The organism is Pseudonocardia xishanensis (assembly GCF_039541715.1).
Classification (GTDB): Bacteria; Actinomycetota; Actinomycetes; order Mycobacteriales; family Pseudonocardiaceae; genus Pseudonocardia; species Pseudonocardia xishanensis.
The window spans coordinates 61,197-86,482 of the sequence record NZ_BAABGT010000069.1 but is presented as its reverse complement, the minus strand read 5'-3'; the positions used below and the strand labels follow the sequence as shown (position 1 = coordinate 86,482).

Annotated in this window: 28 protein-coding genes; 22 read left to right on the top strand and 6 right to left on the bottom strand. The window is 73.0% G+C overall.

The annotated features are described in order from the left end of the window. The first annotated feature begins 41 nt into the window (after positions 1-41). From rimM to ABD993_RS22235, 13 genes are all read left to right on the top strand, one after another. Positions 42-608, top strand: a complete 567-nt coding sequence (rimM, locus tag ABD993_RS22295; protein WP_345421736.1) for a ribosome maturation factor RimM — start codon at positions 42-44, stop codon at positions 606-608. A 91-nt stretch (positions 609-699) separates the two neighbouring features. After that, on the top strand, positions 700-915 hold the full coding sequence (locus ABD993_RS22290; RefSeq protein WP_345421733.1) for a helix-turn-helix domain-containing protein: 216 nt from the start codon (positions 700-702) through the stop codon (positions 913-915). A 12-nt stretch (positions 916-927) separates the two neighbouring features. Beyond that, a complete protein-coding gene (locus ABD993_RS22285) occupies positions 928-1,479 on the top strand; it encodes a Clp protease N-terminal domain-containing protein (RefSeq protein ID WP_345421730.1) in 552 nt (183 codons plus the stop codon). A gap of 71 nt (positions 1,480-1,550) precedes the next feature. Next, positions 1,551-2,429, top strand: a complete 879-nt coding sequence (trmD, locus tag ABD993_RS22280; protein WP_345421727.1) for a tRNA (guanosine(37)-N1)-methyltransferase TrmD — start codon at positions 1,551-1,553, stop codon at positions 2,427-2,429. Next, positions 2,426-2,785, top strand: coding sequence for a 50S ribosomal protein L19 (rplS, locus tag ABD993_RS22275; RefSeq protein WP_345421725.1), 360 nt, complete (start codon positions 2,426-2,428; stop codon positions 2,783-2,785). The genes trmD and rplS overlap by 4 nt, the downstream gene beginning before the upstream one ends. A 44-nt stretch (positions 2,786-2,829) precedes the next feature. Continuing rightward, complete coding sequence (gene lepB / locus ABD993_RS22270; RefSeq protein WP_425569094.1) at positions 2,830-4,296, top strand: signal peptidase I; 1,467 nt, start codon at positions 2,830-2,832, stop codon at positions 4,294-4,296. Between the two features lie 48 nt (positions 4,297-4,344). After that, a complete protein-coding gene (locus ABD993_RS22265; RefSeq protein WP_345421946.1) occupies positions 4,345-5,091 on the top strand; it encodes a ribonuclease HII in 747 nt (248 codons plus the stop codon). Further along, positions 5,088-5,405: a DUF2469 domain-containing protein gene (locus ABD993_RS22260; RefSeq protein ID WP_345421723.1), complete on the top strand. Its 318-nt coding sequence runs from the start codon at positions 5,088-5,090 to the stop codon at positions 5,403-5,405. Before ABD993_RS22265 ends, ABD993_RS22260 begins: the two co-directional genes overlap by 4 nt. 145 nt (positions 5,406-5,550) lie before the next feature. Continuing rightward, the gene (locus ABD993_RS22255) at positions 5,551-5,919 is read left to right on the top strand and encodes a YraN family protein (protein WP_345421721.1); all 369 of its coding nucleotides are present in this window, start codon (positions 5,551-5,553) and stop codon (positions 5,917-5,919) included. Then, on the top strand, positions 5,919-7,424 hold the full coding sequence (locus tag ABD993_RS22250; protein ID WP_345421718.1) for a YifB family Mg chelatase-like AAA ATPase: 1,506 nt from the start codon (positions 5,919-5,921) through the stop codon (positions 7,422-7,424). The genes ABD993_RS22255 and ABD993_RS22250 overlap by 1 nt, the downstream gene beginning before the upstream one ends. Before the next feature lie 290 nt (positions 7,425-7,714). Beyond that, a complete protein-coding gene (gene dprA / locus ABD993_RS22245; protein WP_425569104.1) occupies positions 7,715-8,863 on the top strand; it encodes a DNA-processing protein DprA in 1,149 nt (382 codons plus the stop codon). Positions 8,864-9,340: 477 nt separating this feature from the next. Beyond that, positions 9,341-10,267 (top strand): tyrosine recombinase XerC, encoded by a 927-nt coding sequence (locus tag ABD993_RS22240; RefSeq protein WP_425569093.1) that lies wholly within the window; start codon positions 9,341-9,343, stop codon positions 10,265-10,267. Continuing rightward, entirely contained in the window at positions 10,242-11,408 is a 1,167-nt protein-coding gene (locus tag ABD993_RS22235; RefSeq protein ID WP_345421712.1) for a FliA/WhiG family RNA polymerase sigma factor, read from the top strand. Before ABD993_RS22240 ends, ABD993_RS22235 begins: the two co-directional genes overlap by 26 nt. Before the next feature lie 3 nt (positions 11,409-11,411). Here ABD993_RS22235 and ABD993_RS22230 read toward each other — a convergent pair whose 3' ends face one another. Then, positions 11,412-11,960 carry a murein hydrolase activator EnvC family protein gene (locus ABD993_RS22230; protein WP_345421709.1) on the bottom strand — a complete coding sequence of 183 codons (549 nt, stop codon included), beginning with the start codon at positions 11,958-11,960 and terminating at the stop codon, positions 11,412-11,414. Between the two features lie 353 nt (positions 11,961-12,313). On the opposite strand from ABD993_RS22230, the gene rpsB reads away from it, so the two are divergent. The 6 genes from rpsB (at position 12,314) to ABD993_RS22200 (ending at position 17,148) form a co-directional block, all read left to right on the top strand. Then, complete coding sequence (rpsB, locus tag ABD993_RS22225) at positions 12,314-13,210, top strand: 30S ribosomal protein S2 (protein WP_345421706.1); 897 nt, start codon at positions 12,314-12,316, stop codon at positions 13,208-13,210. An 89-nt stretch (positions 13,211-13,299) separates the two neighbouring features. Next, positions 13,300-14,115: a translation elongation factor Ts gene (tsf, locus tag ABD993_RS22220; protein ID WP_345421703.1), complete on the top strand. Its 816-nt coding sequence runs from the start codon at positions 13,300-13,302 to the stop codon at positions 14,113-14,115. Then, on the top strand, positions 14,115-14,870 hold the full coding sequence (pyrH, locus tag ABD993_RS22215) for a UMP kinase (RefSeq protein ID WP_345421700.1): 756 nt from the start codon (positions 14,115-14,117) through the stop codon (positions 14,868-14,870). The genes tsf and pyrH overlap by 1 nt, the downstream gene beginning before the upstream one ends. 20 nt (positions 14,871-14,890) lie before the next feature. Continuing rightward, complete coding sequence (gene frr / locus ABD993_RS22210) at positions 14,891-15,448, top strand: ribosome recycling factor (RefSeq protein WP_345421697.1); 558 nt, start codon at positions 14,891-14,893, stop codon at positions 15,446-15,448. Beyond that, the gene (locus ABD993_RS22205; protein ID WP_345421694.1) at positions 15,449-16,426 is read left to right on the top strand and encodes a phosphatidate cytidylyltransferase; all 978 of its coding nucleotides are present in this window, start codon (positions 15,449-15,451) and stop codon (positions 16,424-16,426) included. Further along, the gene (locus ABD993_RS22200; RefSeq protein ID WP_345421691.1) at positions 16,423-17,148 is read left to right on the top strand and encodes a class I SAM-dependent methyltransferase; all 726 of its coding nucleotides are present in this window, start codon (positions 16,423-16,425) and stop codon (positions 17,146-17,148) included. The genes ABD993_RS22205 and ABD993_RS22200 overlap by 4 nt, the downstream gene beginning before the upstream one ends. A 16-nt stretch (positions 17,149-17,164) precedes the next feature. Here ABD993_RS22200 and ABD993_RS22195 read toward each other — a convergent pair whose 3' ends face one another. Further along, positions 17,165-17,761, bottom strand: coding sequence for a TetR/AcrR family transcriptional regulator (locus ABD993_RS22195; RefSeq protein WP_345421688.1), 597 nt, complete (start codon positions 17,759-17,761; stop codon positions 17,165-17,167). Between the two features lie 46 nt (positions 17,762-17,807). Here ABD993_RS22195 and ABD993_RS22190 point away from each other — a divergent pair, with 46 nt between their 5' ends. The 3 genes from ABD993_RS22190 (at position 17,808) to rlmN (ending at position 20,759) form a co-directional block, all read left to right on the top strand. Next, positions 17,808-18,854, top strand: coding sequence for a DUF3533 domain-containing protein (locus ABD993_RS22190; RefSeq protein WP_345421685.1), 1,047 nt, complete (start codon positions 17,808-17,810; stop codon positions 18,852-18,854). A 218-nt stretch (positions 18,855-19,072) separates the two neighbouring features. Beyond that, entirely contained in the window at positions 19,073-19,630 is a 558-nt protein-coding gene (locus ABD993_RS22185; RefSeq protein ID WP_345421682.1) for a hypothetical protein, read from the top strand. Between the two features lie 13 nt (positions 19,631-19,643). Then, positions 19,644-20,759 carry a dual-specificity RNA methyltransferase RlmN gene (rlmN, locus tag ABD993_RS22180; RefSeq protein WP_345421679.1) on the top strand — a complete coding sequence of 372 codons (1,116 nt, stop codon included), beginning with the start codon at positions 19,644-19,646 and terminating at the stop codon, positions 20,757-20,759. Between the two features lie 107 nt (positions 20,760-20,866). Here the strand turns inward: rlmN and ABD993_RS22175 are convergent, their stop codons facing one another. Genes ABD993_RS22175 through ABD993_RS22160 form a run of 4 tightly spaced genes read right to left on the bottom strand, consistent with a single transcriptional unit; the run spans position 20,867 to position 25,148 of the window. Beyond that, on the bottom strand, positions 20,867-21,961 hold the full coding sequence (locus ABD993_RS22175) for an ABC transporter ATP-binding protein (protein WP_345421676.1): 1,095 nt from the start codon (positions 21,959-21,961) through the stop codon (positions 20,867-20,869). Positions 21,962-21,973: 12 nt separating this feature from the next. Next, on the bottom strand, positions 21,974-22,855 hold the full coding sequence (locus ABD993_RS22170) for a carbohydrate ABC transporter permease (RefSeq protein WP_345421673.1): 882 nt from the start codon (positions 22,853-22,855) through the stop codon (positions 21,974-21,976). Then, positions 22,855-23,784 carry a carbohydrate ABC transporter permease gene (locus tag ABD993_RS22165; RefSeq protein WP_425569091.1) on the bottom strand — a complete coding sequence of 310 codons (930 nt, stop codon included), beginning with the start codon at positions 23,782-23,784 and terminating at the stop codon, positions 22,855-22,857. Before ABD993_RS22165 ends, ABD993_RS22170 begins: the two co-directional genes overlap by 1 nt. Then, positions 23,781-25,148: an ABC transporter substrate-binding protein gene (locus ABD993_RS22160; protein ID WP_345421939.1), complete on the bottom strand. Its 1,368-nt coding sequence runs from the start codon at positions 25,146-25,148 to the stop codon at positions 23,781-23,783. Before ABD993_RS22160 ends, ABD993_RS22165 begins: the two co-directional genes overlap by 4 nt. Positions 25,149-25,286 lie beyond the last annotated feature (138 nt).

The following is a 25,286-nucleotide window of genomic DNA, read 5'->3' as shown; positions in this document are numbered from 1 at the left end:
GCAGGCCCGGTCGGGCTCCGCGGCGGGCGTCGTCGGCCGGTTTGCGGCGACCCGCCGCGCCGACCCCGCAGGCCGTTGCGCCTGCGGGGGACGTGCTGGTGGGGATCGTGGCGAAGGTCCACGGGCTGCGCGGCGAGCTCGCCGTGGAGATCCGCACGGACTCGCCCGAGGAGCGCTTCGCGGCGGGCTCCGTGCTGCGGGCCCGCAGGCGCGGCGCGCCGGACACCACGCTGACCGTGGAGAGCAGCCGTCCCCACTCGGGGCGGCTGCTCGTCCGTTTCACCGAGGCTCCGGACCGGACCGCGGCCGAGGGGCTGCGCGGCGTGCAGCTGCTGGTCCCGGCCGCCGACCTGGCCCCGCCGGAGGACCCGGACGAGTTCCACCCCCACCAGCTCGAGGGCCTGCGGGCCGAGCTGGCGGACGGGTCGCTCGTCGGGATCGTCCGGGAGGTCGTGCTCGGGCCGGGCGGTGACCTGCTGGCCGTGTCCCGCGAGGGTAGGCCGGACGCACTCGTCCCCTTCGTCACCGAGATCGTCCCGACGATCGACCTGGCAGGCGGCCGGGTGGTGCTCGAACCCCCTGAGGGACTGCTCGACCTGGACGTCTGAGAGAGGGCCCCACCGCTGGTGGGGCCCTTTTTCGCGCCCCGTCCGTCAACGTGGGTTGACGACCCGCTATCGTCAACGTAGGTTGACGGTCATGGCGGATGCGACATCGGTGGCGGCGGCGGCGTCCAGCAAGGACCCGCACGTCGGGCTGGCCGCGGTGGCGGCCCTGCGCGGTCTGCAGGAGGCCCTGGAGGAGCTCCAGGTGGGCAACGCCCGCGCCCAGGGCTGGTCCTGGGCCCAGATCGCGGGGGTGCTGCAGGTGAGCAAACAGGCCGTGCACAAGAAGTACCGGCGGCTCGGGAACTAGAGGGGAGCGGCGATGTTCGAGAAGTTCACGGTGGGGGCGCGCACGGTCGTCGTGGCGGCGCAGGAGGACGCGCGGGAGCGCAGGCAGGCGAAGATCCGGACCGAGAACCTGTTGGTCAGCCTGTACCGGGACCAGGAGTCGGCGGCGGTGGCGCTGCTGCGGGAGGCCGGGGTCTCCCTCGACGACGTGGAGGCGGAGGTGGAGCGGCTGGCGGAGGCGGAGTCCACGCCGGACGCGGGCAAGCTGGCCACGCTCGGCATCGACCTCGACGAGGTGCGGCGCGCCGCCGAGGAGACCTTCGGCCCCGGGGCGCTGGAACGCACCCAGGCGGGCAAGCAGCGGCGGATGTTCGGCCACATCCCCTTCGACGCCCCCTCGAAGAAGGCGTTGGAGCTGTCGCTGCGCGAGGCGCTGCGGTTGAAGCAGAAGGAGATCCGCAGCGAGCACGTGCTGCTGGGACTGCTCCACGCAGAAGGCGGCGCGGCGCACCACATCCTCGCGGCGAAGGGCGTCACGCTCGACGGGATGCGCGCGGCCGTGGCGGATCTCGGCGAGCCCGGCTGACCCTCGATCGGGCACCGGCCGTCGGAGGACCACCGCGGGTGCCTCCGGCCGCCTCTGACAGGATCCGCGCGGTGCGGATCGACGTCGTGACGATTTTCCCCGGGTACCTCGCCCCGCTGCGCGAGGCGCTGCTGGGTCGGGCGATCGAGAAGGGGCTGATCGACGTCGCCGTCCACGACCTGCGGGCCTGGACGCACGACGTCCACGGCGCGGTGGACGACTCCCCGTACGGCGGCGGGCCGGGGATGGTCATGAAGCCGCAGGTGTGGGGCGAGGCCCTGGACGGCGTGATCGGCGACTCGCAGGCCCGGCTGGTCGTCCCGACGCCGGCGGGCAGGCCCTTCACCCAGGCCACCGCCCACGACTGGGCGGGTGAGGAGCGGCTGGTCTTCGCGTGCGGCCGCTACGAGGGCATCGACCAGCGGGTGGTCGACCACTACGCGCAGCGGATGCCCGTGGACGAGGTCAGCATCGGCGACTACGTGCTGGTGGGCGGCGAGGTCGCGGTGCTGGTCATGGTCGAGGCGGTGGTCCGGCTGCTGCCGGGAGTGCTCGGCAACCCGCGCTCGGCGGCGGAGGACTCGTTCTCCGACGGGCTGCTCGAGGGGCCGTCCTACACCCGGCCGGAGGTCTGGCGGGACCTGCCGGTGCCGCCGGTGCTGCGCAGTGGCGACCACGCGGCCGTCGACCGCTGGCGCCGTGACCGGGCGCTGGAGCGCACCGCGGCGCGCAGGCCGGATCTGCTCGCCGCCCTGCCGCCGAGTAGTCTGGACGCCGCCGACCGGGCCGTGCTGGACGCCCTGGATGAGGGTTCCGGAAACCGGTCTGGCACTATGGACGAGTTGCCGCGCGCCGGACGTGCGCGTCGGCGCCCCCCGAGTGCGAGGACCGGCGCCCCGGCACGTGAGCTTGCAGTCGATGATCAGGACGAGGACGGACCCGAGCGATGAACACCCTGGACGACCTGGACGCACAGATCCTGCGCTCCGATATCCCCGCCTTCCGGCCGGGTGACACGCTCAAGGTGCACGTGAAGGTCATCGAGGGCAGCCGCTCCCGTGTCCAGGTGTTCCAGGGTGTCGTCATCCGCCGCCAGGGCTCGGGCGCCCGCGAGACCTTCACGGTCCGCAAGGTGTCCTTCGGTGTCGGCGTGGAGCGCACCTTCCCGGTACACACCCCGAACATCGACAAGATCGAGGTCTTCACCCGGGGCGACGTGCGCCGCGCGAAGCTCTACTACCTCCGTGACCTGCGCGGCAAGGCCGCGAAGATCAAGGAGAAGCGCGAGACCCCGACCGCGAGCTGAGCCCGTCACCCCCTCGTGACACGGCCCTGCCGTAGCCTCATCCCGTGGCGTCCTCCGAGCTCCCCGACGACCGTCGCTCCCGGCCCGCGGCCGGCACCCCGGCGGACGGTGCGGGTTCGGTGACGGGCGAGCGACCGCAGGGTCGGGTCCCCGGCACCGGGGCGAACGGCGCGCCGTTCCCCGGGCCGAGTGAGTACCCGCCCTCCGCGCCGCAGCGTCTGGGCGCGATGGGGAACGGTCGGCCCGGCCCTGTTCTGAACGGTCCGCACGGCGCCGCCCTCAACGGGGGTGGCCCGGCCCGGAACGGCAGGCCCGGCCCGATGCTCGACGGGGACAGGGCCGCGACCCACGGACAGGGCGTCGCCGGTCCGCCGCAGGGCAGGCCGCTCGGCCCGCCGCCGGGGTTCGGGCCGCCACCCGTCGCCCGTCCCGTCCGACCCCCGGTCCCGGACCGCTCGGGTCCGCGCCGGCTGCCGCCCCGCGCGCCGTCGCCGGACGACCGGCCCACGGACGTCGTCGAGCCGGTGGCCGACGCCCGCCCGGCGGGCGAGGTCGATCCCCAGCTGCGTGTCGACCCCACGGCCACGGGACCGGACGGCATTCCCGGGAGGCACCGCCGTCGGGCGGGGGCCTCGCCGGACGCCAACCCCGCCTCCAGCTACGTGCCGAAGCGCGCGCCGGGCACCCGCAAGCCGAAGTCCGGCAGGCGCCGCCGCTCCACGTTCTGGAAGGAGCTGCCGATCCTGATCGGGGTCGCGCTGGTCCTCACGATCGTGATCCAGGCCTTCCTCGCCAAGGTGTACGTGATCCCGTCGGGCTCGATGGAGACCACGCTGCACGGCTGCACCGGCTGCAACAACGACCGCGTGCTCGTCGACAAGGTCACCTACCGGTTCGGTGACCCGCAGCCCGGGGACGTCGTGGTGTTCCGCGGGCCGGACTCGTGGGTGAACACCGAGTTCACGGTCGCCGAGCCGACCAGCACCCTCGGCGAGATCAGCCAGCAGTTCCTGTCGCTGATCGGGCTCGCCCCGCCGGACGAGAAGGACTTCGTCAAGCGGGTCATCGCCGTGGGCGGGCAGACCGTGGCGTGCTGCGACTCCCGCAACCGCGTCCTGGTGAACGACCAGCCGCTGGACGAGCCCTACATCTACTACCTGCCCGAGGCAGGCCCGGCCCGGCAGATCCCCTTCGGCCCGATCACGGTGCCGCAGGGTGAGCTGTGGGTGATGGGGGACAGCCGCAACAACTCGTCGGACTCGCGGATCGACGGGCACGGCCCGATCCCGGTGGAGAACGTGATCGGCAAGGCCCGGCTCAAGGTGCTGCCGGTCGGCCGTTTCGGGTTCATCGACGACACCAACCCGCAGGGAGCGGCCGCCGCGCTCGCCGAAGGCGGGCTGCCGGTGGCCCTCGGTGCGATCGGTGTGCTGCCGTTCGCGCTGATCAGGCGGCGGATGCTCGAGCAGGAGGAGGAGTTCCTCCCCCGGCCGACCCGGCGCCGTCGCTAGGTGGTCGCCCCGGCACAGCGGCGGCCGCGCCGTCGGCGTCCCGCCCAGATCCTCCCGCCCGAGTGGAAGCCCACCCGGGCCACCGTGCGCGCCTCCGCAGGCACCTGGACGCTGCAGAGCACGCTGCAGCGCCACGGGCTCGGCCCGGTCGCGGGCGTGGACGAGGCGGGCCGCGGCGCCTGCGCCGGCCCGCTCGTCGTGGCCGCCTGCGTGCTCCGGTCGGGGGATGCGCGGCGGCTGGAGGGCCTGACCGACTCCAAGCTGCTCACCGCGGCGATGCGCGAGGAGTTCTACTACCGCATCCTGCGGCGGGCCGAGGACTTCGCGGTCGTGGTGATCCCTCCGGCCGAGGTGGACCGGCGGGGCGTGCACATCGCGAACATCGAGGGGATGCGCCGCGCGGTCGCAGGCCTGGGCTCGCCGCCCGGGTACGTGCTGACCGACGGTTTCCCGGTCCGCGGCTTCGGCAGGCCCTCGCTGGCCGTGCCGAAGGGCGACCTGACGGCGGCGTGCGTCGCCGCGGCGTCGGTGCTGGCCAAGGTGACCAGGGACCGGATGATGGTCGAGCTCGACGCCCGTTTCCCGCAGTACCGCTTCGCCGAGCACAAGGGCTACAACACCCCGGTCCACGAGGCCGCGCTCGCCGAGCACGGGCCCTGCCCGGAGCACCGTTTCTCGTTCGTGAACGTCGCCTCGGTGGCCCGCGTCGGGGGGCGGGTCGGGGTGGTCCAGAATGGGTCGGCCACGGACGGGATCCCCGACGTGGAGGTCGATGCCGGGGGAGAGCTGTCGTGAGCGCCGAGGATCTCGAGAAGTACGAGACCGAGATGGAGCTCACGCTCTACAAGGAGTACCGGGACATCGTCTCCCAGTTCTCGTACGTGGTGGAGACCGAGCGCCGGTTCTACCTGGCGAACTCCGTGGACGTCGCGCCGCGCAACAGCGACGGCGAGGTCTACTTCGAGGTCCGGATGTCCGACGCGTGGGTCTGGGACATGTACCGACCGGCGCGGTTCGTGAAGAACGTCCGGGTGGTCACGTTCAAGGACGTGAACATCGAGGAGCTGGACAAGCCGGACCTGCGGCTGCCGGAGAACGACCGGTTCTGAGGCCTGCCGCGCCCTAGCACGGGGGCCGGACGGGATCCCGGCGCGCGGGGCCGTTCCGAGCAGGGTTGTCCACCGGTTCCGGCACCTGTGGACGGATTCCGTCGTTCCGCTCCGGTGGTCGTGGCCCTCGGTCATCGTTGCCGGCATGGCAGCGAAGGACGAGCTGGGCCGCCGCGGCGAGGCGGTCGCGGTCGAGTACCTCACACGCAAGGGCCTCGTGGTGCTGGACCGCAACTGGCGGTGCCGGGCGGGGGAGATCGACGTCGTCGCCACCGAGCGCGGCCGGGACCCGGCGCGGCTCGTGGTGTGCGAGATCAAGACCCGGTCCGGCACCCGGTACGGCGAGCCCGCGGAGTCGGTGACGGCGCTCAAGGCGTCGCGGATCCGGCAGGTCACCCGGGCCTGGCTGGCCGCCCACGCCGTCGACTGGTGCGAGATCCGGTTCGACGTCGTGGCGGTCGTGATGCGGCCCGGCGCCGAGATCACACTCCGACACTACGAGGACGCGTTCTGATGGGCCTCGCGCGCGGATGGTCGGTCGCGCTCCACGGGGTCGAGGGCGTGGCCGTCGAGATCGAGGCCCAGGTCGGGGGCGGGATCCCCGGCGTGCAGATCGTCGGGCTGGCGGATACGGCGCTGCAGGAGTCCGTGCACCGCATGCGGTCGGCCGTGGTCAACTCGGGGCGGGAGTGGCCCGCGGTGCGGATCCTGCTGGCCCTCTCACCCGCCACGCTGCGCAAGTCCGGGTCGCGGTTCGACCTCGCGCTCGCGGCCTGCGTGCTGGCCGGTGCCGGCGTGGTGGACCCCGCCCCGCTGGCCGACACCGTGCTCATCGGCGAGCTGGCGCTGGACGGGCGGGTCCGCCCGGTCCGCGGCGTCCTGCCCAGCGTGCTGGCGGCCCGGAAGGCGGGGCTGCGCCGGGTGGTGGTGCCGGCGGCGGCACTGGCCGAAGCGGCACTCGTCGAGGAGATCGAGGTCCTCGGTGCGGGGTCGCTGGAGCAGGTCGTGGGGTGGCTCGCGGGTGACCGGCTGCTGGACCCGCCCGGTGAGGTGCCGCCGAGCCCGCCGCAGGCGGTCCCGGAGCTGGCCGAGGTGGTCGGCCAGGTGGACGCGCGGCGGGCGCTCGAGGTGGCCGCCGCGGGCGGGCACCACCTCCTGCTGGTCGGCCCGCCGGGCACCGGCAAGACGATGCTCGCGCGGCGGATCGTGGGCCTGCTCCCCGAGCTGGACCGGGAGGAGGCCCTGCAGCTGGCCACCGTCCGGTCCGTCGCGGGCGAGCTGCCGCCCGACCCGCTGTCCCGGATCGCGCCGTTCGAGGCGCCGCACCACTCCGCGTCGATGGCGGCCCTGGTCGGCGGGGGCAGCGGCGTCCCGCGTCCGGGGGCGGTCTCCCTGGCGCACCGCGGTGTGCTGTTCCTGGACGAGTGCACCGAGTTCCCCCGGCACGTGCTGGACGCCCTCCGCACCCCGCTGGAGGAGGGCGAGGTCAGGCTGGCCCGCGCCGACGGGGCGATGCGGTACCCCTCGCGCTTCCAGCTGATCCTCGCCGCGAACCCGTGCCCCTGCGCGAAACCGCGGGAGCAGGATTGCTGCTGCACCTCGGTCGACCGCAGGCGCTACCGGGCGCGGTTGTCCGGCCCGCTCATGGACCGGGTGGACATCCGGGCCCGGATGGTCCCGATCACCGAGCTCGGCGACCCGGCCGTGCGGGGTGAGGACACGGCCCGCGTGCGCGCCCGGGTGCTCGCCGCCCGCGAGGCCGCCGCGGCGCGCTGGGCCGCTCACGGCTGGCGCACGAACGCCGAGATCCCGGGCCCGGACCTGCGCCGCCTCTCCGGCCTGGGGCGGTCCGCGGTGCGGCCACTGGAACAGCGGATGCGGACCGGAGACCTCTCGGCGCGCGGAGCGGACCGGGCACTGCGCGTCGCGTGGACGCTCGCCGACCTGGCCGGGGCGACCTCGCCGGACCGTGACACGGTCGACAGCGCCCTCTACTTCCGGGAACGGGGTGCGGCATGAGGCCGGGACCGGGGTCCGGAGGGCCGCCGTCCGCCGCAGTGGTGCCGGGGTCGACGCAGCCTGCAATGCAGTCGGCGCCGCTGCAGTCGACGCCGCTGCAGTCGGAGGTGGTGCAGTCGGAGGTGGTGCAGTCGGAGGTGGTGCGACCGGAGGCGGTGCGGCCGGAGGTGGTGCGACCCGGGGGGTCGCAGTCCGCGATGTCGCGGAATGCGGTGTCCGCACGGGCGGTGTCGTCGCCGGTGGTGGCCCGCGGAGCCGCCGTGTCGGCGGAGCCGCCGGCGACGGGGTCGATGGTGGGCGGAACCGCCTTGGCCGACGAGGTCGTGCGGGCACGCGCCTACCTGCTCCGGGTCGCGGAGCCGCCCGCGGCGCACACCGGACGGTTAGTCGAGCTGGTCGGGCCGGTCGAGGCCGCAGCCGCCATCCGCCGCGGGGACGTTTCGCGGGAGGTGTCCGGCGAGACGTCGGCTCGGCGCACCGCGGACCGGGTGGACGCGGACCTGGACGCGGCCGCCGCGTGCGGCGCCCGGCTGGTGTGCCCCGAGGACCCCGAGTGGCCGCACTGGCCGTTCGCCGCCTTCGCTCTCGCCCGAAGCGACGACCTGGTCCCGCCGCTGGCGCTCTGGGTCCGCGGCCGGGGCCCGCTGGCCGGGCTGGTCGAACGGGCCGTGGCCGTGGTCGGGGCCCGGGCGGCCACCGGGTACGGCACGCACACGGCGGCCGATCTGGCAGGCGGGCTGGGCGTCTCCGGTTTCACCGTGGTGTCGGGGGCGGCCCTGGGCATCGACGGGGCCGCGCACCGCGGGGCGCTCGCCGCGGGCGGACCCACGTTGGCGGTGTTGGCGTGCGGCATCGACCGGGCTTACCCGGGGTCCCACGCCGGTCTGATCCGGCGGATCGCCGAGCAGGGCCTGGTGGTGTCCGAGTACCCGCCGGGCGCCGTCCCGGCCCGCCACCGCTTCCTGGTGCGGAACCGGCTGATCGCGGCGCTGTCCGCGGGCACCGTGGTGGTCGAGGCCGCCCGGCGCAGCGGGGCCCAGCGCACGGCGAGCGACGCCCTCAGGCTGGGCACCGTCCTCATGGCCGTGCCCGGCCCGGTCGGGTCCGCCGTGTCGGCGGGCTGCCACGAGCTGATCCGGGCCGGGGCGCTGCTGGTCACCCGAGCCGAGGAGATCGCGGAGGCCACCGGCAGGCTGGGCATCGAGCTCGCCCGCGAGCCGGACCGCCCCCGGCGGCCCACGGACGAGCTCGACCCCGACCAGACCCGGGTGCACGACGCGCTGCCACCGCGCGCGGCGCGAGACGTCCGCTGGTTGGCCGAGGAGGCGGGCCTGGAGCAGGACACGGTCCGCGCCGCGCTCGTCCAGCTCGAGCACCGCGGGCTGGCGCAGTACCGGGAGGGTCGGTGGCAGCGGGGTCGACCGGAGGAGCCCGAGTGAGGGGTGCCGCGGCCAGGACCGTGTCCGCCTCGGACGGTCCGGGCGCGCCCCGGCCGCCGGATCGCGCCGGGCGCCGGATCTCCGGCTGCCGCCCGGGTGGGAGGCCGGGCGCGGGGACCGTCGGCTGCCGCCGGGGTGGGACTGGGCCGGGCGTCGAGATCTCTGACCGTCACTCGGGTGGAATCGGCCCAGCACCTCCCGGCTCGAGCCCGTGTGGTCGCGGCGAGTGCAGGGGACCGTGTGGGGCACCGGGCGGCGTGGCGGGTTGACCGGGCCCGAGCGAGCCCGCACGGTCGGCGGATGGCCACGGACCACCGCTCGCGCTCGCCGCAGCCCGCCGAGACGCCGCCCGGCCGGACAGCGGTCGGTGGGTCGGGGCCTGCGGAGTCGGGGCCTGCCCGGTCCGGGTCTCCCGTGTCGGGGCCCGACGGGTCGGGGCCTTCGGCCGCGCCGGGGTCCTCCGACGCGGGGTCCGGGGTGGAGGGGGACGCGGGGGGAGGAGGCGGGCTCGTTCCCGCGCTGGCCGAGCCGCTTGAACGGTTCCTGCGCCACCTCAGCCTCGAGCGCGGTCGCTCACCCCACACCGTCCGGGCCTACCGCTCGGACCTGCGGTCGATGCTCGACGGGCTGGGCGAGCCCGCCGAGCTCGATCTCGCGCACCTGCGGCGACGGCTCGCCGAAGCGCACTCGGCAGGTGCCGCCCGCACCACGCTCGCCCGGCGCGCCGCGGCCGTGCGCAGCTTCACGGCCTGGGCGGTGCGCGTCGGGGTGCTGGGGACCGACCCCGGCGCCCGGCTCAGCTCACCGCGGGGACGGCCCGCGCTGCCCGAGGTCGTCCGCGCCGACCAGGCCGCCGCCGTCCTCGACGCCGCCGTCTCCGGGGCCGCCGAGGAGCACCCCGAAGCGTTGCGGGACCTCGCGCTGCTGGAGGTCCTGTACGCCACGGGCATCCGGGTGGCCGAGGCCTGCGGGCTGGATCTCGCGGACGTCGACGACTCCCGTCGGACCCTGCGCGTGGTCGGCAAGGGCGACCGGGAGCGCACCGTGGTGTTCGGCGTGCCCGCGGCCCGGGCGCTGGATCGCTGGCGCAGGCTCGGCAGGCCCGCACTGGTCGGTCCGCAGACCCCGCCCGCGCTGTTCCTCGGGGTGCGCGGCGGTCGGATCGACCCGCGGGTCGCCCGCACGGTCGTGCACCGCGCGATGACCGCCGTCCCGGGTGCGCCGGACATCGGACCGCACGGTCTGCGGCACGCGGCGGCCACCCATCTGTTGAACGGCGGCGCCGACCTTCGTCACGTACAGGAGTTGCTTGGTCACGCTACGCTGTCGACCACTCAGCTCTACACGCACGTGACAGTCGACCGTCTGAAGGTGGTCCATGACCAGGCTCATCCCCGGGCATGACGCTCCTGACGTCGAGTCCTCGCAGGTCGCGGCCTCGGCCGTAGCATCAGCCGGGGCCCTTGCCCGTGCCCTCGCCAGGGCGTTGGAGGACCCGTCGGGGGCCGTCGTCCCCGACAACAGGGTGTCACTGCGCTCGGTCCCGGTCGGGTCCGGGGTGGCGCCCGAGTGGGACGAGCCGACGTGCGCCCCCGCCGCGGTCTCCGCGGTCGCCGACATCCCCCCGACGGCCCTCGCGAGGTGGGCCGACACGCCCGAGGCCGTCGTCGTTCGCCCGATCGGGCCAGACGGTGCGCCGAGTGGCGGGTCGTCCCATCCGTCGCAGGAGGTGCCGATCGCGTCGCCCGCGGACGCCGAGAGCGCAACCCCCGTCCACCCGGCGGATCTCGCGGACGCCGCGGACATCACCTCCACGCTGTGGGCGGACTACCTCACCACCCGCTCCCGGTCCGGGCGGGACCGGCTCGTCGTGCACTACCGCGGCCTGGTCCGCGGGGTCGCGGGCAAGCTCGCGGGCGGCCTGCCGAACCACGTGGACGTGTCCGACCTGGTGCAGGTCGGCATGTTCGGTCTGCTCGACGCCGTCGAGCGGTTCGATCCCGAGCGCGAGGTGCGTTTCGAGAGCTATGCCGCCCAGCGCATCCGCGGCGCCATGCTGGACGAGCTGCGCGCCCAGGACTGGGTGCCGCGCAGCGCCCGCTCCCGGCACCGCGAGATCGAGCGGACCCGGGAACGGCTGGAGAGCGTCCGCGGCCGGACCGTCAGCGACCGGGAGGTGGCCGAGGAGCTCCGCCTGGGTCTGCGCGAGCTGCGCGGATCGCTACTGCACCGCCAGCTCGTGAGCGTCGAGGCGCTGGAGACGGGCTGGACCGGCCCGGTGTCGCTGGCCGAGCTGGTACCGGACGACACCGCCCCGGATCCGGCCGAGGTCGCCGAGCACGCCGAGACCGTGCGCGAGCTCGTCGTCGCGGTGGGCGGCCTGGGCGAGCGGGACCAGGAGGTGGTCCGGCTGTACTACCTGGAGAACCGCACCCTCGCCGAGATCGGCAGGCTGCTCGGGGTGACCGAGTCCCGGGTCTGCCAGCTGCACTCCCGGCTGGTCACGCGGTTGCGCAGCAGGCTCCGCGAGACCGTCGCGGGGTAGCGGTCACGGGAGTGGGAGGAGCCGGACGAACCGTGGTCGCAGCAGGACCAGCGGATCGAGGTAGTCCGAGCTCGATCCCGAGCCGCGGCGTACGCCCCAGTGCAGGCACGCTGCGGCCGGGCATCCCGGGTGCCCCGGGTCCAACGTGCCGATCGGGTCGCCGCGGAGCACCCGGGTCCCGGGCGCGACGGTCGCGGTGACCGGCTCGTAGGTCGTGCGCAGCCCGTCGGCGTGCAGCACGGACACCACGCCGCGCCCGGCCACCGGCCCCACGAACACCACCTCCCCGCCCCGCGCCGCCACGACCGCCTGCCCGGGTGCTCCGACCAGGTCCGCCCCGCGGTGCCCGCGGCCGTAGCGGAAGGGCGGCTCCTCGAACCGACGCGCGATGCCGGGCGCGGGCACGAGCGGCCACCCGTACTCGACCGCCGGAGCCGCGGGAGCCGCCGGGGCCGCCGCGACCGCCTCCACCCCACCGAGCTCGGCGGTGAGGGCCAGCACCGCGACGACCGTCCGGACTCCCGTCGAGCGCCCCACCCGCCACCGCCTCATGCCGGGAGCGTGCCCGCGGACGGGGGTGTGCGGCGCGGGGGCGGCGGATCCGTCCACAGGCGCGCGAAACGGTGGACAACCACCGGTCACGCGGGTGATCCCGGGTGAGCCGTCCCACGGGCCGGGCGTACACTCGACACCGCACCTCGAGCGATCGAGGTGACTTCGCGCGCTCGCGTGCCTCGTGTCGAACGGGGCCCACGGTGACCGGGCGGTCCCGATCCCACGATCTCACGTCGGGGGAGCGGGTCCGGGAGCCGACGCGGCGCCAGGGCGGGGCCTCCACCGGCGGTCCCGCGAGTAACCGCCCGCGCGGGAGCCCCCCGCGCCCTACGGAGAGGTGTACACCGGCCATGGCCGTCGTCACCATGAAGCAGCTGCTCGACAGCGGCGTGCACTTCGGGCACCAGACCAGGCGCTGGAACCCGAAGATGAAGCGCTACATCCTGACCGAGCGCAACGGCATCTACATCATCGACCTGCAGCAGACGCTGTCGTACATCGACCGCGCCTACGAGTTCGTCCGCGAGACCGTGGCGCACGGCGGCACGATCATGTTCGTCGGCACGAAGAAGCAGGCCCAGGAGGCCATCGCCGAGGAGGCGGGCCGGGTCAACATGCCGTACGTCAACCAGCGCTGGCTGGGCGGCATGCTCACCAACTTCCAGACCGTGCACAAGCGCCTGCAGCGCCTCAAGGAGCTCGAGGCGATGGAGCAGACGGGGGGCTTCGAGGGTCGCACCAAGAAGGAGATCCTCATGCTCACCCGCGAGAAGGACAAGCTCGAGAAGACCCTCGGCGGCATCCGTGACATGTCGAAGGTCCCGAGCGCGGTCTGGATCGTGGACACCAAGAAGGAGCACATCGCCGTCGGCGAGGCCCGGAAGCTGCACATCCCGGTCGTCTCCATCCTGGACACCAACTGCGACCCGGACGAGGTCGACTACCCGATCCCGGGCAACGACGACGCGATCCGCTCCGCCGCGCTGCTCACCAAGGTGATCGCGAAGGCGGCGGCGGACGGCCTGCTGGCCCGTTCCGGCGGCAACCGGAACGACAGCGAGAAGCCGGCGGACGAGCCGCTCGCCGAGTGGGAGCAGGAGCTCCTGACCGGCGGCGGGTCGGACGGTGCGAGCCTGCCGACCGCGGCCGCCGAGCCCGCGGCCGAACCCGCCGCCGAGCCCGCTCCCGAGGCTGCGGCCGCCGCTCCTGCGACCACCAGCAACGGCACCCAGCAGACCGCAGGCTGACCCTCCGAACCCCGGGCGGCCGGGGCGCGCAGCGCGCGCTCCGGCCGCCGGTTCGGTCCCACTTCCGCGAAGGACGAGAAGACACCGAGATGGCGAACTACACCGCCGCCGACGTCAAGCGGCTCCGTGAGCTCACCGGCTCCGGGATGATGGACTGCAAGAAGGCGCTCGAGGAGTCCGACGGCGAGCTGGACAAGGCCGTCGAGCTGCTCCGCATCAAGGGCGCCAAGGACGTGGGCAAGCGCGCCGAGCGCGCCACGTCGAACGGCCTGGTCGTCGCCGAGGGCGGCACCATGGTCGAGCTGAACTGCGAGACGGACTTCGTCGCGAAGAGCGACGACTTCATCGGGCTCGCCACCAAGATCCTCGGCGTGGCCGTGGACCAGAAGCCCGCGGACGTCGAGGCGCTGGCCAAGGCCCCGCTGGACGGCGGGACCGTGGCGGACGCCATCCAGGCACTCAGCGCCCGGATCGGCGAGAAGCTCGAGCTCAAGCGCTACATCCACGTCGACGGCCCGGTCGCGATCTACCTGCACCGCCGGTCGAACGACCTGCCGCCTGCCATCGGCGCGCTCGTCGCCTACGAGGGCGAGGACGCCGACGCCGCGCGCAACGTGGCGATGCACATCGCCGCCGCCCGCCCGCAGTTCACCACGCGTGACCAGGTCCCGGCCGAGGTCGTGGAGAACGAGAAGCGCATCGCCGAGGCGACCGCGCGCGAGGAGGGCAAGCCGGAGAAGATCCTCGACCGCATCGTCGAGGGTCGGATCACCGGCTTCTACAAAGACGTCGTGCTCCTGGAGCAGGCGTCGGTGATCGACTCGAAGAAGACCGTCAAGGCCCTGGTCGACGAGGCCGGGCTGACCGTCAAGGACTTCGTCCGCTTCGAGGTCGGCCAGGCCTGATGGACGACCACGGGATCGACGTCGAGAAGGGCCCCCGGACGGGCTTTCGCCGCGTGCTGCTCAAGCTCGGCGGCGAGATGTTCGGCGGGGGCGGCCTCGGCGTCGATCCCAAGGTCGTGGAGACGGTCTCGCGGCAGGTCGCGGAGGTCGTCGCCAGCGGCGCGCAGATCGCGATCGTGATCGGCGGCGGCAACTTCTTCCGCGGCAGCGAGCTGCAGCAGCGCGGGATGGACCGGTCCCGCGCGGACTACATGGGCATGCTCGCCACCGTGATGAACTGCCTCGCGCTGCAGGACTTCCTGGAGCGCGAGCACCACCTGGACACGCGGGTGCAGACGGCGATCACCATGGGCCAGGTCGCCGAGGCCTACATTCCGCGGCGCGCCATCCGGCATCTCGAGAAGGGCCGCGTGGTGATCTTCGGCGCGGGTGTCGGGATGCCGTTCTTCTCCACCGACACCGCGGGCGCCCAGCGCGCCCTGGAGATCGGCTGCGAGGCCCTGCTGCTGGCCAAGGGCGTGGACGGGGTCTACACGGCCGACCCGAAGACGGACCCGTCGGCCGAGATGTTCCACGAGATCACCCACCGCGAGGTGCTCGAACGCGGGCTCAAGGTCGCGGACGCGACCGCGTTCAGCCTCTGCATGGACAACAAGATGCCGATCGTCGTGTTCAACCTGCTCAGCGAGGGCAACATCGCCCGCGCGGTGCGGGGTGAGAGGATCGGCACGCTGGTCAGCACGCCCGAGAACTGAGTACGAGCCTGGGAGCAGCCGTGATCGACGAAACCCTCTTCGACGCCGAGGAGAAGATGGAGAAGGCCGTCGAGGTGGCCAAGGACGACCTGGCGAGCGTGCGCACCGGCCGGGCGACCCCGTCGATGTTCTCGAAGGTCGTCGTCGAGTACTACGGCGCGTACACCCCGCTCAACCAGCTCGCCTCGGTGAACATCCCCGAGGCGCGGATGGCGGTCATCAAGCCGTACGACGCCGCGTCGCTCAAGGCCATGGAGAAGGCCATCCGGGACTCCGACCTGGGCCTGAACCCGAGCAACGACGGGCAGATCATCCGCTGCATCATCCCGCAGCTGTCCGAGGAGCGGCGCCGCGAGATGGTCAAGGTCGCCCGTAGCAAGGGCGAGGACGCCCGCGTCACCATCCGCAGCCTGCGCCGTAAGGCGATGGACGAGCTGCACCGCATCGTCAAGGAGGGCGAGGCGGGCGAGGACGAGGTGACCCGCGCCGAGAAGGAGCTGCAGGGCACCACCGACAGGTACGTCGCGCAGGTGGACGAGCTCGTCAAGCACAAGGAAGCCGAGCTCCTCGAGGTCTGAATGACCACCTCCCACGGCACCGAACCCACCGCCGATCCCGCTGCCGGTTCCTCCGGGCCGCAGGACGAGCCCCCGGTGACCTCCGACCTCCCCGGGTCGGGGCTTCCCGGCACGCCGTCCGCCCCGCCCGCGCAGCAGGGCCGGCTGGGCCGCAACCTGATCGCCGCGATCGCGGTCGGGTTGTCCATGGGCGCGGTCATCCTGGCGTCGCTGCTGATCCAGCGGCAGGCGTTCGTGATCGTGCTCGCCGCGGCCGCGGCCGTCGGGACCTGGGAGCTCGGCGGCGCGCTGCGCCGCAGCAACCAGTCGATCAAGATCCCGCTGCCGGTGCTCCTGGTGGGCGGTCAGGCGATGGTGTGGCTGGCGTGGCCGTTCGGGTTGCGGGGGTCCGCCATCGCGTTCGCCGTCACCGTGCTGGTCTCGCTGCTCTGGCGGATGGGCGGATCGAGCGGGACGAGCGGGGCCACCGCGGCGGACGGCTTCGTCCGGGACGTCGGCTCGGGCGTGTTCACCGCCGCCTACGTGCCGTTCTTCGTCTCCTTCGCGGTGCTGCTGGTCATGCCGGAGGACGGCGTCGGTCGGGTCCTGACCTTCATGATCTGCGTCGTCGCGTCGGACGTCGGCGGGTACGCGGCGGGCGTCCTCGCAGGCCGCCACCCCATGGCCCCCCGGATCAGCCCGAAGAAGTCCTGGGAGGGCTTCGGTGGATCGCTGGTCGCGGGCGGCGTCGCCGGTGCGCTGTCGGTGCTGCTCCTGCTCGACGGCAGGTGGTGGCTCGGGGCGATCCTCGGCGTCGTCCTGGTGGTCACCGCGACCCTGGGCGACCTCACCGAGTCGATGATCAAGCGGGACCTGGGTCTCAAGGACATGGGCACGCTGCTGCCCGGCCACGGCGGGCTGATGGATCGCATGGACTCCATGCTGCCCGCCGCGTTCGTCTCGTGGGCGCTGCTCAGCGCCTTCGTCCCCCTCCCGTGAGGTACCCGGGTTTCGGCGGGCAGCTGAAGTCCGGGCCCGCGCTGCCGAGCCCCAACATCTGGCACTGGCCCGAGGTCTACGAGCAGGAGAACCGCGCGCAGGACGCGGACGGCGTGCTCTGGGCCGCGCTCGCCGAGGCGGCGCCGTGGGCCGGGCTGGACGTCGTCGACGTCGGCTGCGGGGACGGGTTCCACCTCCCGCGCTTCGCCGAGCAGGCCCGCTCGGTCGTCGGCGTGGAGCCGCACCCGCCGCTGGTCGTTCGGGCGCGGGCCCGCGGGCTGGACGTCCGGCGCGGGGGAGCGGAGGCGCTGCCGCTGCCGGACGGCTCGGCGGACGTCGTGCACGCCCGCACCGCCTACTTCTTCGGTGCGGGCTGCGAGCCGGGTCTCGCCGAGGCCGACCGGGTGCTGCGGCCCGGCGGGATCCTCGCGATCATCGACCTGGACTTCACGGTCCCGCCCTACGGCGACTGGCTGCGTGCCGATCTGCCCCGCTACGACCCGGCCGGGGTCGAACGGTTCTTCGCCCGGCAGGGCTTCGACCAGCGGCGGATCACCTCCACCTGGCGGTTCGCCGAGCGAGCCACCCTGGAGGCGGTCCTGCGGATCGAGTTCGCCCCGGCCACCGCCGAGCGCGCGATCGCCGCGACCCCGGGCCTGACCATCCCCGTCGGATACCGTCTCCACACCCGCCGCCGACCCACCGGCCTGCTCCACCCCTGACGCACTGCTGCGGCGCTCACACGGCTTCGGTCACCTGCTCCAGCAGCGCGGTGAGCAGCAGCCGGTCGGTCCGGACGGGCTCCGGGTCCAGGTAGGCCTGCAGCCTGCTGCCCTCGACGAGCGCGAGTACCGCACGGGCCAGCTCGTCCGCCGGCACCGTGATGCGCCGCCCCGCGCGTGTCGCGGCGTGCTCGATCAGCTCGCCCACCCGTCCGCGCAGCTCCGCGCGTTGCGTCGCGACGGCAGGCGCGATGGCGGGGGTGCGCAGGGCGTGCAGGGCCAGCTCGGTCTGCAGGACCTGCCACCGCCGGTCGGCGAGGTGGGCCGCCACCAGGTCGTCCACGACATCGGCCAGGTCGCCGACGGGGGTCGGCCCGGTCAACCGGTCCAGCGCGGCCGTCAGCCCCGCGACCACCTCGGTGTGCCTGCGGGCGAACAGGGCGAGGAGCAGCTCGTCCAGCGTGGAGAAGTTCGAGTAGAACGCGCCGCGCGTGTAGCCCGCCGCCTCGCACACCTGTTCCACGCTCGTGGCGCCGAACCCGCGTTCGGCGAACACCGCCGCCGCCGCGTCCAGCAGTCGTGTCCGGGTCTCAGCCCGCCGCCTGGTCGTCATGTGACCTCCTGAACAGTGACGATACATGAATGCATCGAATACAGTCATGCATCGGATACAGGAGTACATCGAGGAGGACGTCGTGGGACGGATCGGCCGGACCCTGGGCCTGGTGCTCGCGGTGCTGGGGCTGCAGCTCGGCTTCGTGCTCAGCTACGTCGGAGCCTTCCACGACCCCGCCCCGCACGAGATCCCGGTGCAGGTGGTGGCGCCCGCGGCGGTCGTCGACCGGCTGGCGGCAGGCCTGGACGGGACCCTCACGGTCACCGGCGCGGACGAGTCGTCGGCCCGGGCGGCGCTCGCGGCGGACGAGACGGCGGGCGTGCTGATCGTGGACCCCACCGGCACGCGGGACACCCTGCTGGTCGCGAGCGCGGCGGGGACGTCCGAGGCGAGCGCCGTCGAGGCCGTCGTCGGACGGGCCGAGGCGGGTCAGGGGCGGACGCTCACCGTGACCGACCTGGTCGCCCCGCAGGACGGAGACGCGCGCGGGCTGAGCGGGTTCTACCTGGTCACCGGCTGGATCGTCGGGGGATATCTGCTCGCTGCGCTGCTCGGCCTGACCGATGCGGCCCGGCCGGACCTGCGCACGACCGCTCGACGACTGGGTGTCGCCCTGGGCTTCGCCGTCCTCGGCGGGCTGGGCGGCGCGCTGATCGCGGGGCCGGTGCTCGGCGCGCTCACCGGGCACGTCCTCGCGCTCTGGGGGCTCGGCACCCTGCTCACGTTCGCCGCCGCGGCGGTCACCGTGGCGTTGTCGGCGCTGCTGGGGGTGGTCGGGATCGGCGTGACCATCCTGCTCTTCGTGATCCTCGGCAACCCCAGCGCCGGCGGGGCGTACCAGGCAGGGGTGCTGCCTGCGTTCTGGAGCGAGATCGGGTCCCGGCTGCCCAACGGCGCGGGCGTCGACGCGCTGCGCCGGATCGTCTACTTCGACGCGGCCGGGACGACGGGCCCACTGCTGGTCGCGGGCGCGTGGGCGGTGGGCGGGGTCGCGGTCGCCCTGCTCACCGCGTGGGCCCGCGCCCGTCGCGAGGTTCCGCAGGGCCGCCACGAGGTCGGGCACGTCCGGGAGCTCGAACCGGTCGGCTGAGGCGCGTCCAATGCGCACGTTTCGTGCTTCCAGAGTTGGCGTGACCGCTCTGAGCCCACACTCTCGGCGATCATGCAGCGTTGAGCGCACGAAACGTGCGGCCTGAGCGCACGAAACGTGCGGCCCGAGCGCCCCACACGTGCGGCCCGAGCGCACGAAACGTGCGGCCCGGGCGCCCCACACACCCCACCGGGTGACGACCTCGCTACCGTGAAGCCATGAGCCGTACCCTGCGTGCCCCCGCCGGGATCCCGCTGCCGCAGCTCGAGGTCCTGTTCGCCGGCGCGGCGTGGGTCGCCGGGTCGCTCGGGCTCGGGACGGGCGGCGGGACGCTGCTCATGGCTGCCGGGCTGCTGGGCACGGGCTGGCTGTTCACCACCGTCCGGCGCAGGCACGGGCGCGGCGCGAGGCCGCCACGGGACCTGCGGACGCGCCTGATCCGGATCGCCGTGATCGTCGCGGTGCTGCTCGTCGGGCTGGGGATCGGGCTGCCGCTGATCGGCAACGGCTGGGGCGAGCTGACCGTGCCGCTCGGCGGGGCGGTGATCGGGGCCGGGCTGATCGCGCTATCGTCCGTGCTGGTGGACCGTTCGTTCCTCGCCGCGGGCGGGGCGTTGGTCGTGCTGGGCGCGGCGGGCGCGCTGCTCGCGCTGGACACCGTGGGCACCTCGGTGCCCTACGGGGTCGTCGGGCTCGGCGGCGCGGTCGTCCTCTGGGCGGCGGCCGCCCGTCGCACGGGTGTGCTCGGTGAGCTGCGGGAGCGGGTCGGCAGGTAGCCTGGACGACGCGATGTCCACACCCCTGCCGCTCGTCTTCGACGCACCCAAGCGCGCCACCCCGCCCCGCCATCTCGCCGACCTCGATCCCGCCGAGCGCAAGGCGGCCGTCGGCGAGCTCGGCCTGCCCGGCTTCCGCGCCGACCAGCTGGCCCGGCACTACTTCGGCAGGCTGACCGCGGACGTCGCGGAGATGTCCGATCTACCCGCCGCCGCCCGCGAACTGGCGAAGACCCTGCTCCCGTCGCTGGTGACCAGCATCAAGGAGCAGGTCTGCGACGCGGGGCAGACCCGCAAGACCCTCTGGAAGGGCCACGACGGCACGCTGTCGGAGATGGTCCTCATGGGCTATCCGGACCGCGCCACCGTCTGCATCTCCAGCCAGGCCGGCTGCGGCATGGCCTGTCCGTTCTGCGCCACCGGCCAGGGCGGGCTGCAGCGCAACCTCTCGACCGGCGAGATCGTCGACCAGGTGCGCCAGGCCGCGAAGGCCGCGCAGGACGGCGCGCTGGGGGAGTCCCGCAGGCTCTCCAACATCGTCTTCATGGGCATGGGCGAGCCGCTGGCGAACTACAAGCGCGTGGTCGCGGCCCTGCGCCGCATCACCGAACCCGCGCCGAACGGCTTCGGCATCTCCCCGCGGGGCATCACCGTCTCCACGGTGGGCCTGGTCCCGGCCATCGACAAGCTGGCCGCGGAGGGCCTGCCCGTCACGCTGGCGATCTCGCTGCACACCCCGGACGACGAGCTCCGCGACACCCTGGTCCCCGTCAACAACCGGTGGAAGGTCGCGGAGGTCCTCGACGCAGGCCGCCGCTACGCCACGACGACCGGCAGACGGGTCAGCATCGAGTACGCCCTGATCCGGGACGTCAACGACCAGCCGTGGCGCGCCGACCTGCTCGGCAAGCTCCTGCGGCAGCGGATCGGCACCAAGCGGGTGCACGTGAACCTGATCCCGCTCAACCCCACCCCGGGCAGCGAGTGGGACGCGAGCCCCAAGCCCGTCGAGCGCGAGTTCGTGCGCCGGGTCGAGGCCGCAGGCGTCTCCTGCACCGTCCGGGACACCCGCGGCCAGGAGATCGACGCGGCCTGCGGCCAGCTCGCCGCCTCCGCCCGCGAGGCCTGAGCCTGCACCGCGGTCTGCCCTGACTCCAGGGTCTCACCTCGACCCGACACGCGTGAGGGCCTGTTGATCACCGATTGGGGGTGGTCGACAGGCCCTCGTGAGCGCCGCTACAGGCGGTCGCCCGAGTCCGCGTCGAACAGGTGCAGCTCCTCGCTCGTCGGGGTCAGGACGATCTGGTCGCCCCGGTGCGCCCCCGACCGGCCCGCGGTGCGGACCACGACCGCGGTCTGGGCCTCGTCGTCCAGGTGGGCGTAGAGGTAGGCGTCGCTGCCGAGCTCCTCGACGACGTCCACCTGTGCCTTGACCCCCGACGACGAGCCGTGTCCACCCACCCCGTCGGCCACCGCCCACTGCTCCGGCCGGATGCCCAGGGTGACCCGCTCGTGCCCGCCGATGCGCGAGAGCACCTCGCGCGGCAGCCGCAGCTCCGACGAGCCCATCCGGACACCCTCCGCGGACACCGGCAGAGTGAACAGGTTCATCGCGGGCGAGCCGATGAACCCGGCCACGAACGCGTTCGCCGGCTTGTCGTAGAGCTCCGAGGGGGTGGCGAACTGCTGGAGCTTCCCGTCCGCCAGCAGCGCCACCCGGTCGCCCATGGTCATGGCCTCGACCTGGTCGTGCGTGACGTAGACCGTGGTGACCCCGAGCCGCCGCTGCATGGCGGCGATCTCGGTGCGGGTCGACACGCGCATCTTGGCGTCGAGGTTGGACAGCGGCTCGTCCATGAGGAAGACCTGCGGCTCCCGCACGATCGCCCGCCCCATCGCCACGCGCTGGCGCTGCCCGCCGGACAGCGCCTTGGGCTTGCGGTCGAGGTAATCGGTCAGGCCGAGGATGTCCGCGGCTGCCCTGACCTTCTCCTGCTGGGTCGCCTTGTCCACCCCCCGCATCTTCAGCGGGAACGCCATGTTGTCCCCGACGGTCTTGTTCGGGTACAGCGCGTAGTTCTGGAACACCATCGCGATGTCCCGGTCCCGCGACGGCACGCCGACCATGTTGCGGCCGCCGATCCTGATCTCGCCGTCGTCGATCTCCTCGAGGCCGGCGAGCATGCGCAGCGCGGTGGACTTGCCGGACCCGGACGGGCCGACGAGGACGACGAACTCGCCCTCGGCGATCTCGAGGTCCAGCCGGTTCACAGCGGGCTTGGCCCCGACGGTGTACACCCGGGACGCATGGTCGAACACGACGTCAGCCACGAAGGGCCCCCTTCACTTGACGGCCCCGAAGGAGAGGCCCTGGACGAGCTTGTTCTGGGCGATCCAGCCCGCGATCACGACCGGCAGCGCACACATCGTGGCCGCGGCGCAGAGCTTGGCGAAGTACAGCCCCTCGGAGGTGATGAACCCGACGAGGAACACCGGCACCGTCGCGGCGGTCGCGGCGGTGAGGTTGACGGCGAAGAAGAACTCGTTCCACGCGAAGATCACGCAGATCAGCGAGGTGGCGGCGATGCCGGGGGAGACCACCGGCAGCACGACCTCCCGCATGGAGCGCCACAGCGACGCCCCGTCCATCGACGCCGCCTCGAGGAGCTCCTTGGGGACCTCCTGGAAGAACGACCGCATCATCCACACCGCGATGGGCAGGTTCATCGCCGTGTAGAGGACGACGAGCGTCCAGATGTTGTCCAGCATGCCGATGTTGTTGACGACGACGTAGATCGGCACGATGGCCGCCACGACCGGCAGCATCTTCGTCGAGATGAAGAAGAACAGGACGTCCTGGGTCTTCTTCACCGGCCGCAGCGACACCGCGTAGGCGGCGGGCACCGCGAACAGCAGCACGAACACGGTGGACATGACCGTGGCGAACAGCGAGTTCAGCAGGTACGGCCCGATGCCCGAGCTGAACACCGTCTGGAACTGCTCCAGGGTCGGCGTGAAGAACAGCGTCGGCGGGCTGGTGTAGGCGTCGGTCTCCTTCTTGAAGGCCGACAGGACCATCCACAGGATCGGGAAGAAGAACCCGATCCCGAGGATCCAGGTCAGGACCGTGAGCAGCGCGGGCCCGGCGCGGTTGCCGCGGTGCGCGGGCGCGAGCTCCCGGGTCTCGCTCGTGGAGGCCGGGCGTTCCGTGGTCGGTGCGGCCATCATCCCTCCTCGGTCTGGAAGCTGCGGAAGATCAGCCGCAGGGCGAACGTGGAGACGATGATCGTGGCGATGACGACCACCACGCCCATCGCCGCGGACTGTCCGACGTCGAAGCCCAGGAACGCGCGCTGGTAGATGTAGAAGGGCAGGTTCGCGCTGGCGGTGCCCGGGCCGCCCTGGGTCATCATGTAGATCGCGTCGAACGTGTTGACCAGGTAGATCGCGCCGAGCACGATGCCCAGCTCGATGAACCGGCGCAGGTGCGGCAGGGTGACCTCGCGGAAGATCGCGAAGCTGCCTGCGCCGTCCACGCGGGCGGCCTCGAGCACGTCGTGCGGCTGGCTCTGCAGGCCCGCGAGGGTCAGCAGCATCATGAACGGCGTCCACTGCCAGATCAGCGCGACCATGACCGAGGTCAGCGGGAAGGTCGAGATCCAGTCCGTCTGGCCCACCCCGAACGGCGAGAGCACGAAGTTGATCAGGCCGTAGGTCGGGTCGAACAGCACCGTCTTCCACAGCAGCGCGGCCGCGACCGGCGTGATGAGGAACGGCGTGATCAGCAGCGTCCGCACGAAGCCGCGGCCGCGGAACTGCCGGTCCAGCAGCAGCGCGAACGCGAGGCCCAGCACCATCGAGATCAGCACCGCGCCCGCGGTGAGCACCACGGTGTTGACCGCGACGCCGCGGAAGGCGCTGTCGGTGAAGACCTTGACGTAGTTGTCGAGCCCGACGAACTGGGGCCCGCCCGGCCGGACGAGGTTCCAGCTCTGCAGGGAGTAGTAGATGGTGAACATGAAGGGCAGCTGCGTGACGATGATCGTGAAGATCAGCGCCGGGAGCAGCGGGGCCCGTCGGACCCAGCCCTCACGACCCGCACTCGCGGGTTGCCGGGGAACGATCTCCGCCGGCCTCTCGACGGTCGTGGTCACTGTCCCTCCCTCTGGTAGGACTGGCCGACGGTCTCGGCGTAGACCTGGGCCTGTTCCAGCGCCTCGTCCGCGGTCTGCTGCCCGGCGACGGCCGCCGAGAGCTGTTGGCTCACCCGCGTCCCCAGGTCCTGGAACTCGGGGATCGCGAGGAACTGGATCCCCGTGTAGGGCACCGGCTGGACGGTCGGCTTCTTCTGGTCGGCGGCCTCGATCGCGTCGAGCGTCGGCTTGGCGTAGGCCTTGGAGGCCTCGACGTACTCCGGGATCTGGTAGGTCGACTGGCGCGCGCCCGGCGGGACGTGTTCCCACCCGAGCTGCCTGCCGACCATCGGGCCGTACTCCTTGCTGGTCATCCAGGACAGGAACCTCCACGCGGCCGCGGAGGTGCCCTTCTCCTCGGAGGTCTTCGGGATGGCCAGCGACCAGGTGTAGAGCCAGCCCGCGTCCTGCTTCTCCACGACCGGGGCGGGCGCGTACCCGACCTTGCCCGAGACGCGGGACTCCTCCGGGTTCTCGACGATGCCCGCGGCGACCGTGGCGTCGTACCACATGGCCGCGTTCCCCTGGCTGAACTGCGTGCCGCACTCGGAGAAGCCGCTGGTGGCCGCGCCCGGGGTGCCGTAGTCGCGCACCAGGTCGACGTAGAAGTTCGCGGCCGCCTTGAACTCCGGCGAGGTCAGCTGCGCGTTCCACTGCGGGTCGAACCAGCGGGCGCCGAACGTGTTGGCCACGGTGTCGAACGGGGCCATCACCTCGCCCCAGCCGGGCTTGCCGCGCAGGCAGATGCCGGACATCCCGTTCGCCGGGTCGTGCAGCTTCCGGGCCGCCGCCGCGACGTCCTGCCAGGTCGGCTGGGCGGGCATGACGATCCCGGCCTGCTCGAACAGGTCCTTGCGGTACATGAGGAACGAGGACTCGCCGTAGAACGGCACCGCGTACATGTGCCCGTCCGGCCCGGAGAGCGCCCCGCGGACGGCGGGGATGAAGTCGTTCTCGTCGTAGCCGGGCGTCTGCGCCATCAGCGGGTCCAGGTCGGTCAGCCAGCCGTTCGCGGCCCACTGCGGCGTCTCGTAGTTGGAGATCATCACCGCGTCGAACTCACTGCTGTTCGTCGCCACCGAGGCGGTGATCTTCGCACGGGCCTCGTTCTCGGACAGGCTGACGAACTTCAGCCGGATGTCCGGGTTCGCCGCCTCGAACTGCGGCGAGAGCTCGATCGCGTCCTTCATCTGCGGGTTGGAGACGATCGCGATCGTGATCGTCTGCTGTCCTTCGCCGCCGCCGCCCAGGGCGCCCGCCCCGGCGCAACCCGAGAGGGTCACGGCCAACCCGGCCAGCAGGGCGAGGGGCCCCGACCGGGCGATCCTGCGGAGTCGGCGGTGGGGTCGGTCGGGCGACCTGCTCGGCGGTGGGGCCACGGTGCCCTCCTCCTCGGGTGTCGTCGTACGAGTTCCCGGCGTTGGCGTGTTCCATGTCACGTCGCCTAGCACGGTAAGGCCAAG

Coding starts and splice junctions, on each gene's coding strand:
- ABD993_RS22290 (WP_345421733.1), top strand. CDS start 700: ATGGCGGATGCGACATCGGTGGCGGCGGCGGCGTCCAGCAAGGACCCG.
- ABD993_RS22285 (WP_345421730.1), top strand. CDS start 928: ATGTTCGAGAAGTTCACGGTGGGGGCGCGCACGGTCGTCGTGGCGGCG.
- rplS (WP_345421725.1), top strand. CDS start 2,426: ATGAACACCCTGGACGACCTGGACGCACAGATCCTGCGCTCCGATATC.
- ABD993_RS22255 (WP_345421721.1), top strand. CDS start 5,551: ATGGCAGCGAAGGACGAGCTGGGCCGCCGCGGCGAGGCGGTCGCGGTC.
- ABD993_RS22250 (WP_345421718.1), top strand. CDS start 5,919: ATGGGCCTCGCGCGCGGATGGTCGGTCGCGCTCCACGGGGTCGAGGGC.
- dprA (WP_425569104.1), top strand. CDS start 7,715: ATGGTGGGCGGAACCGCCTTGGCCGACGAGGTCGTGCGGGCACGCGCC.
- ABD993_RS22235 (WP_345421712.1), top strand. CDS start 10,242: ATGACCAGGCTCATCCCCGGGCATGACGCTCCTGACGTCGAGTCCTCG.
- ABD993_RS22230 (WP_345421709.1), bottom strand. CDS start 11,960: ATGAGGCGGTGGCGGGTGGGGCGCTCGACGGGAGTCCGGACGGTCGTC.
- rpsB (WP_345421706.1), top strand. CDS start 12,314: ATGGCCGTCGTCACCATGAAGCAGCTGCTCGACAGCGGCGTGCACTTC.
- tsf (WP_345421703.1), top strand. CDS start 13,300: ATGGCGAACTACACCGCCGCCGACGTCAAGCGGCTCCGTGAGCTCACC.
- pyrH (WP_345421700.1), top strand. CDS start 14,115: ATGGACGACCACGGGATCGACGTCGAGAAGGGCCCCCGGACGGGCTTT.
- ABD993_RS22205 (WP_345421694.1), top strand. CDS start 15,449: ATGACCACCTCCCACGGCACCGAACCCACCGCCGATCCCGCTGCCGGT.
- ABD993_RS22195 (WP_345421688.1), bottom strand. CDS start 17,761: ATGACGACCAGGCGGCGGGCTGAGACCCGGACACGACTGCTGGACGCG.
- ABD993_RS22190 (WP_345421685.1), top strand. CDS start 17,808: ATGCATCGGATACAGGAGTACATCGAGGAGGACGTCGTGGGACGGATC.
- ABD993_RS22185 (WP_345421682.1), top strand. CDS start 19,073: ATGAGCCGTACCCTGCGTGCCCCCGCCGGGATCCCGCTGCCGCAGCTC.
- rlmN (WP_345421679.1), top strand. CDS start 19,644: ATGTCCACACCCCTGCCGCTCGTCTTCGACGCACCCAAGCGCGCCACC.
- ABD993_RS22170 (WP_345421673.1), bottom strand. CDS start 22,855: ATGGCCGCACCGACCACGGAACGCCCGGCCTCCACGAGCGAGACCCGG.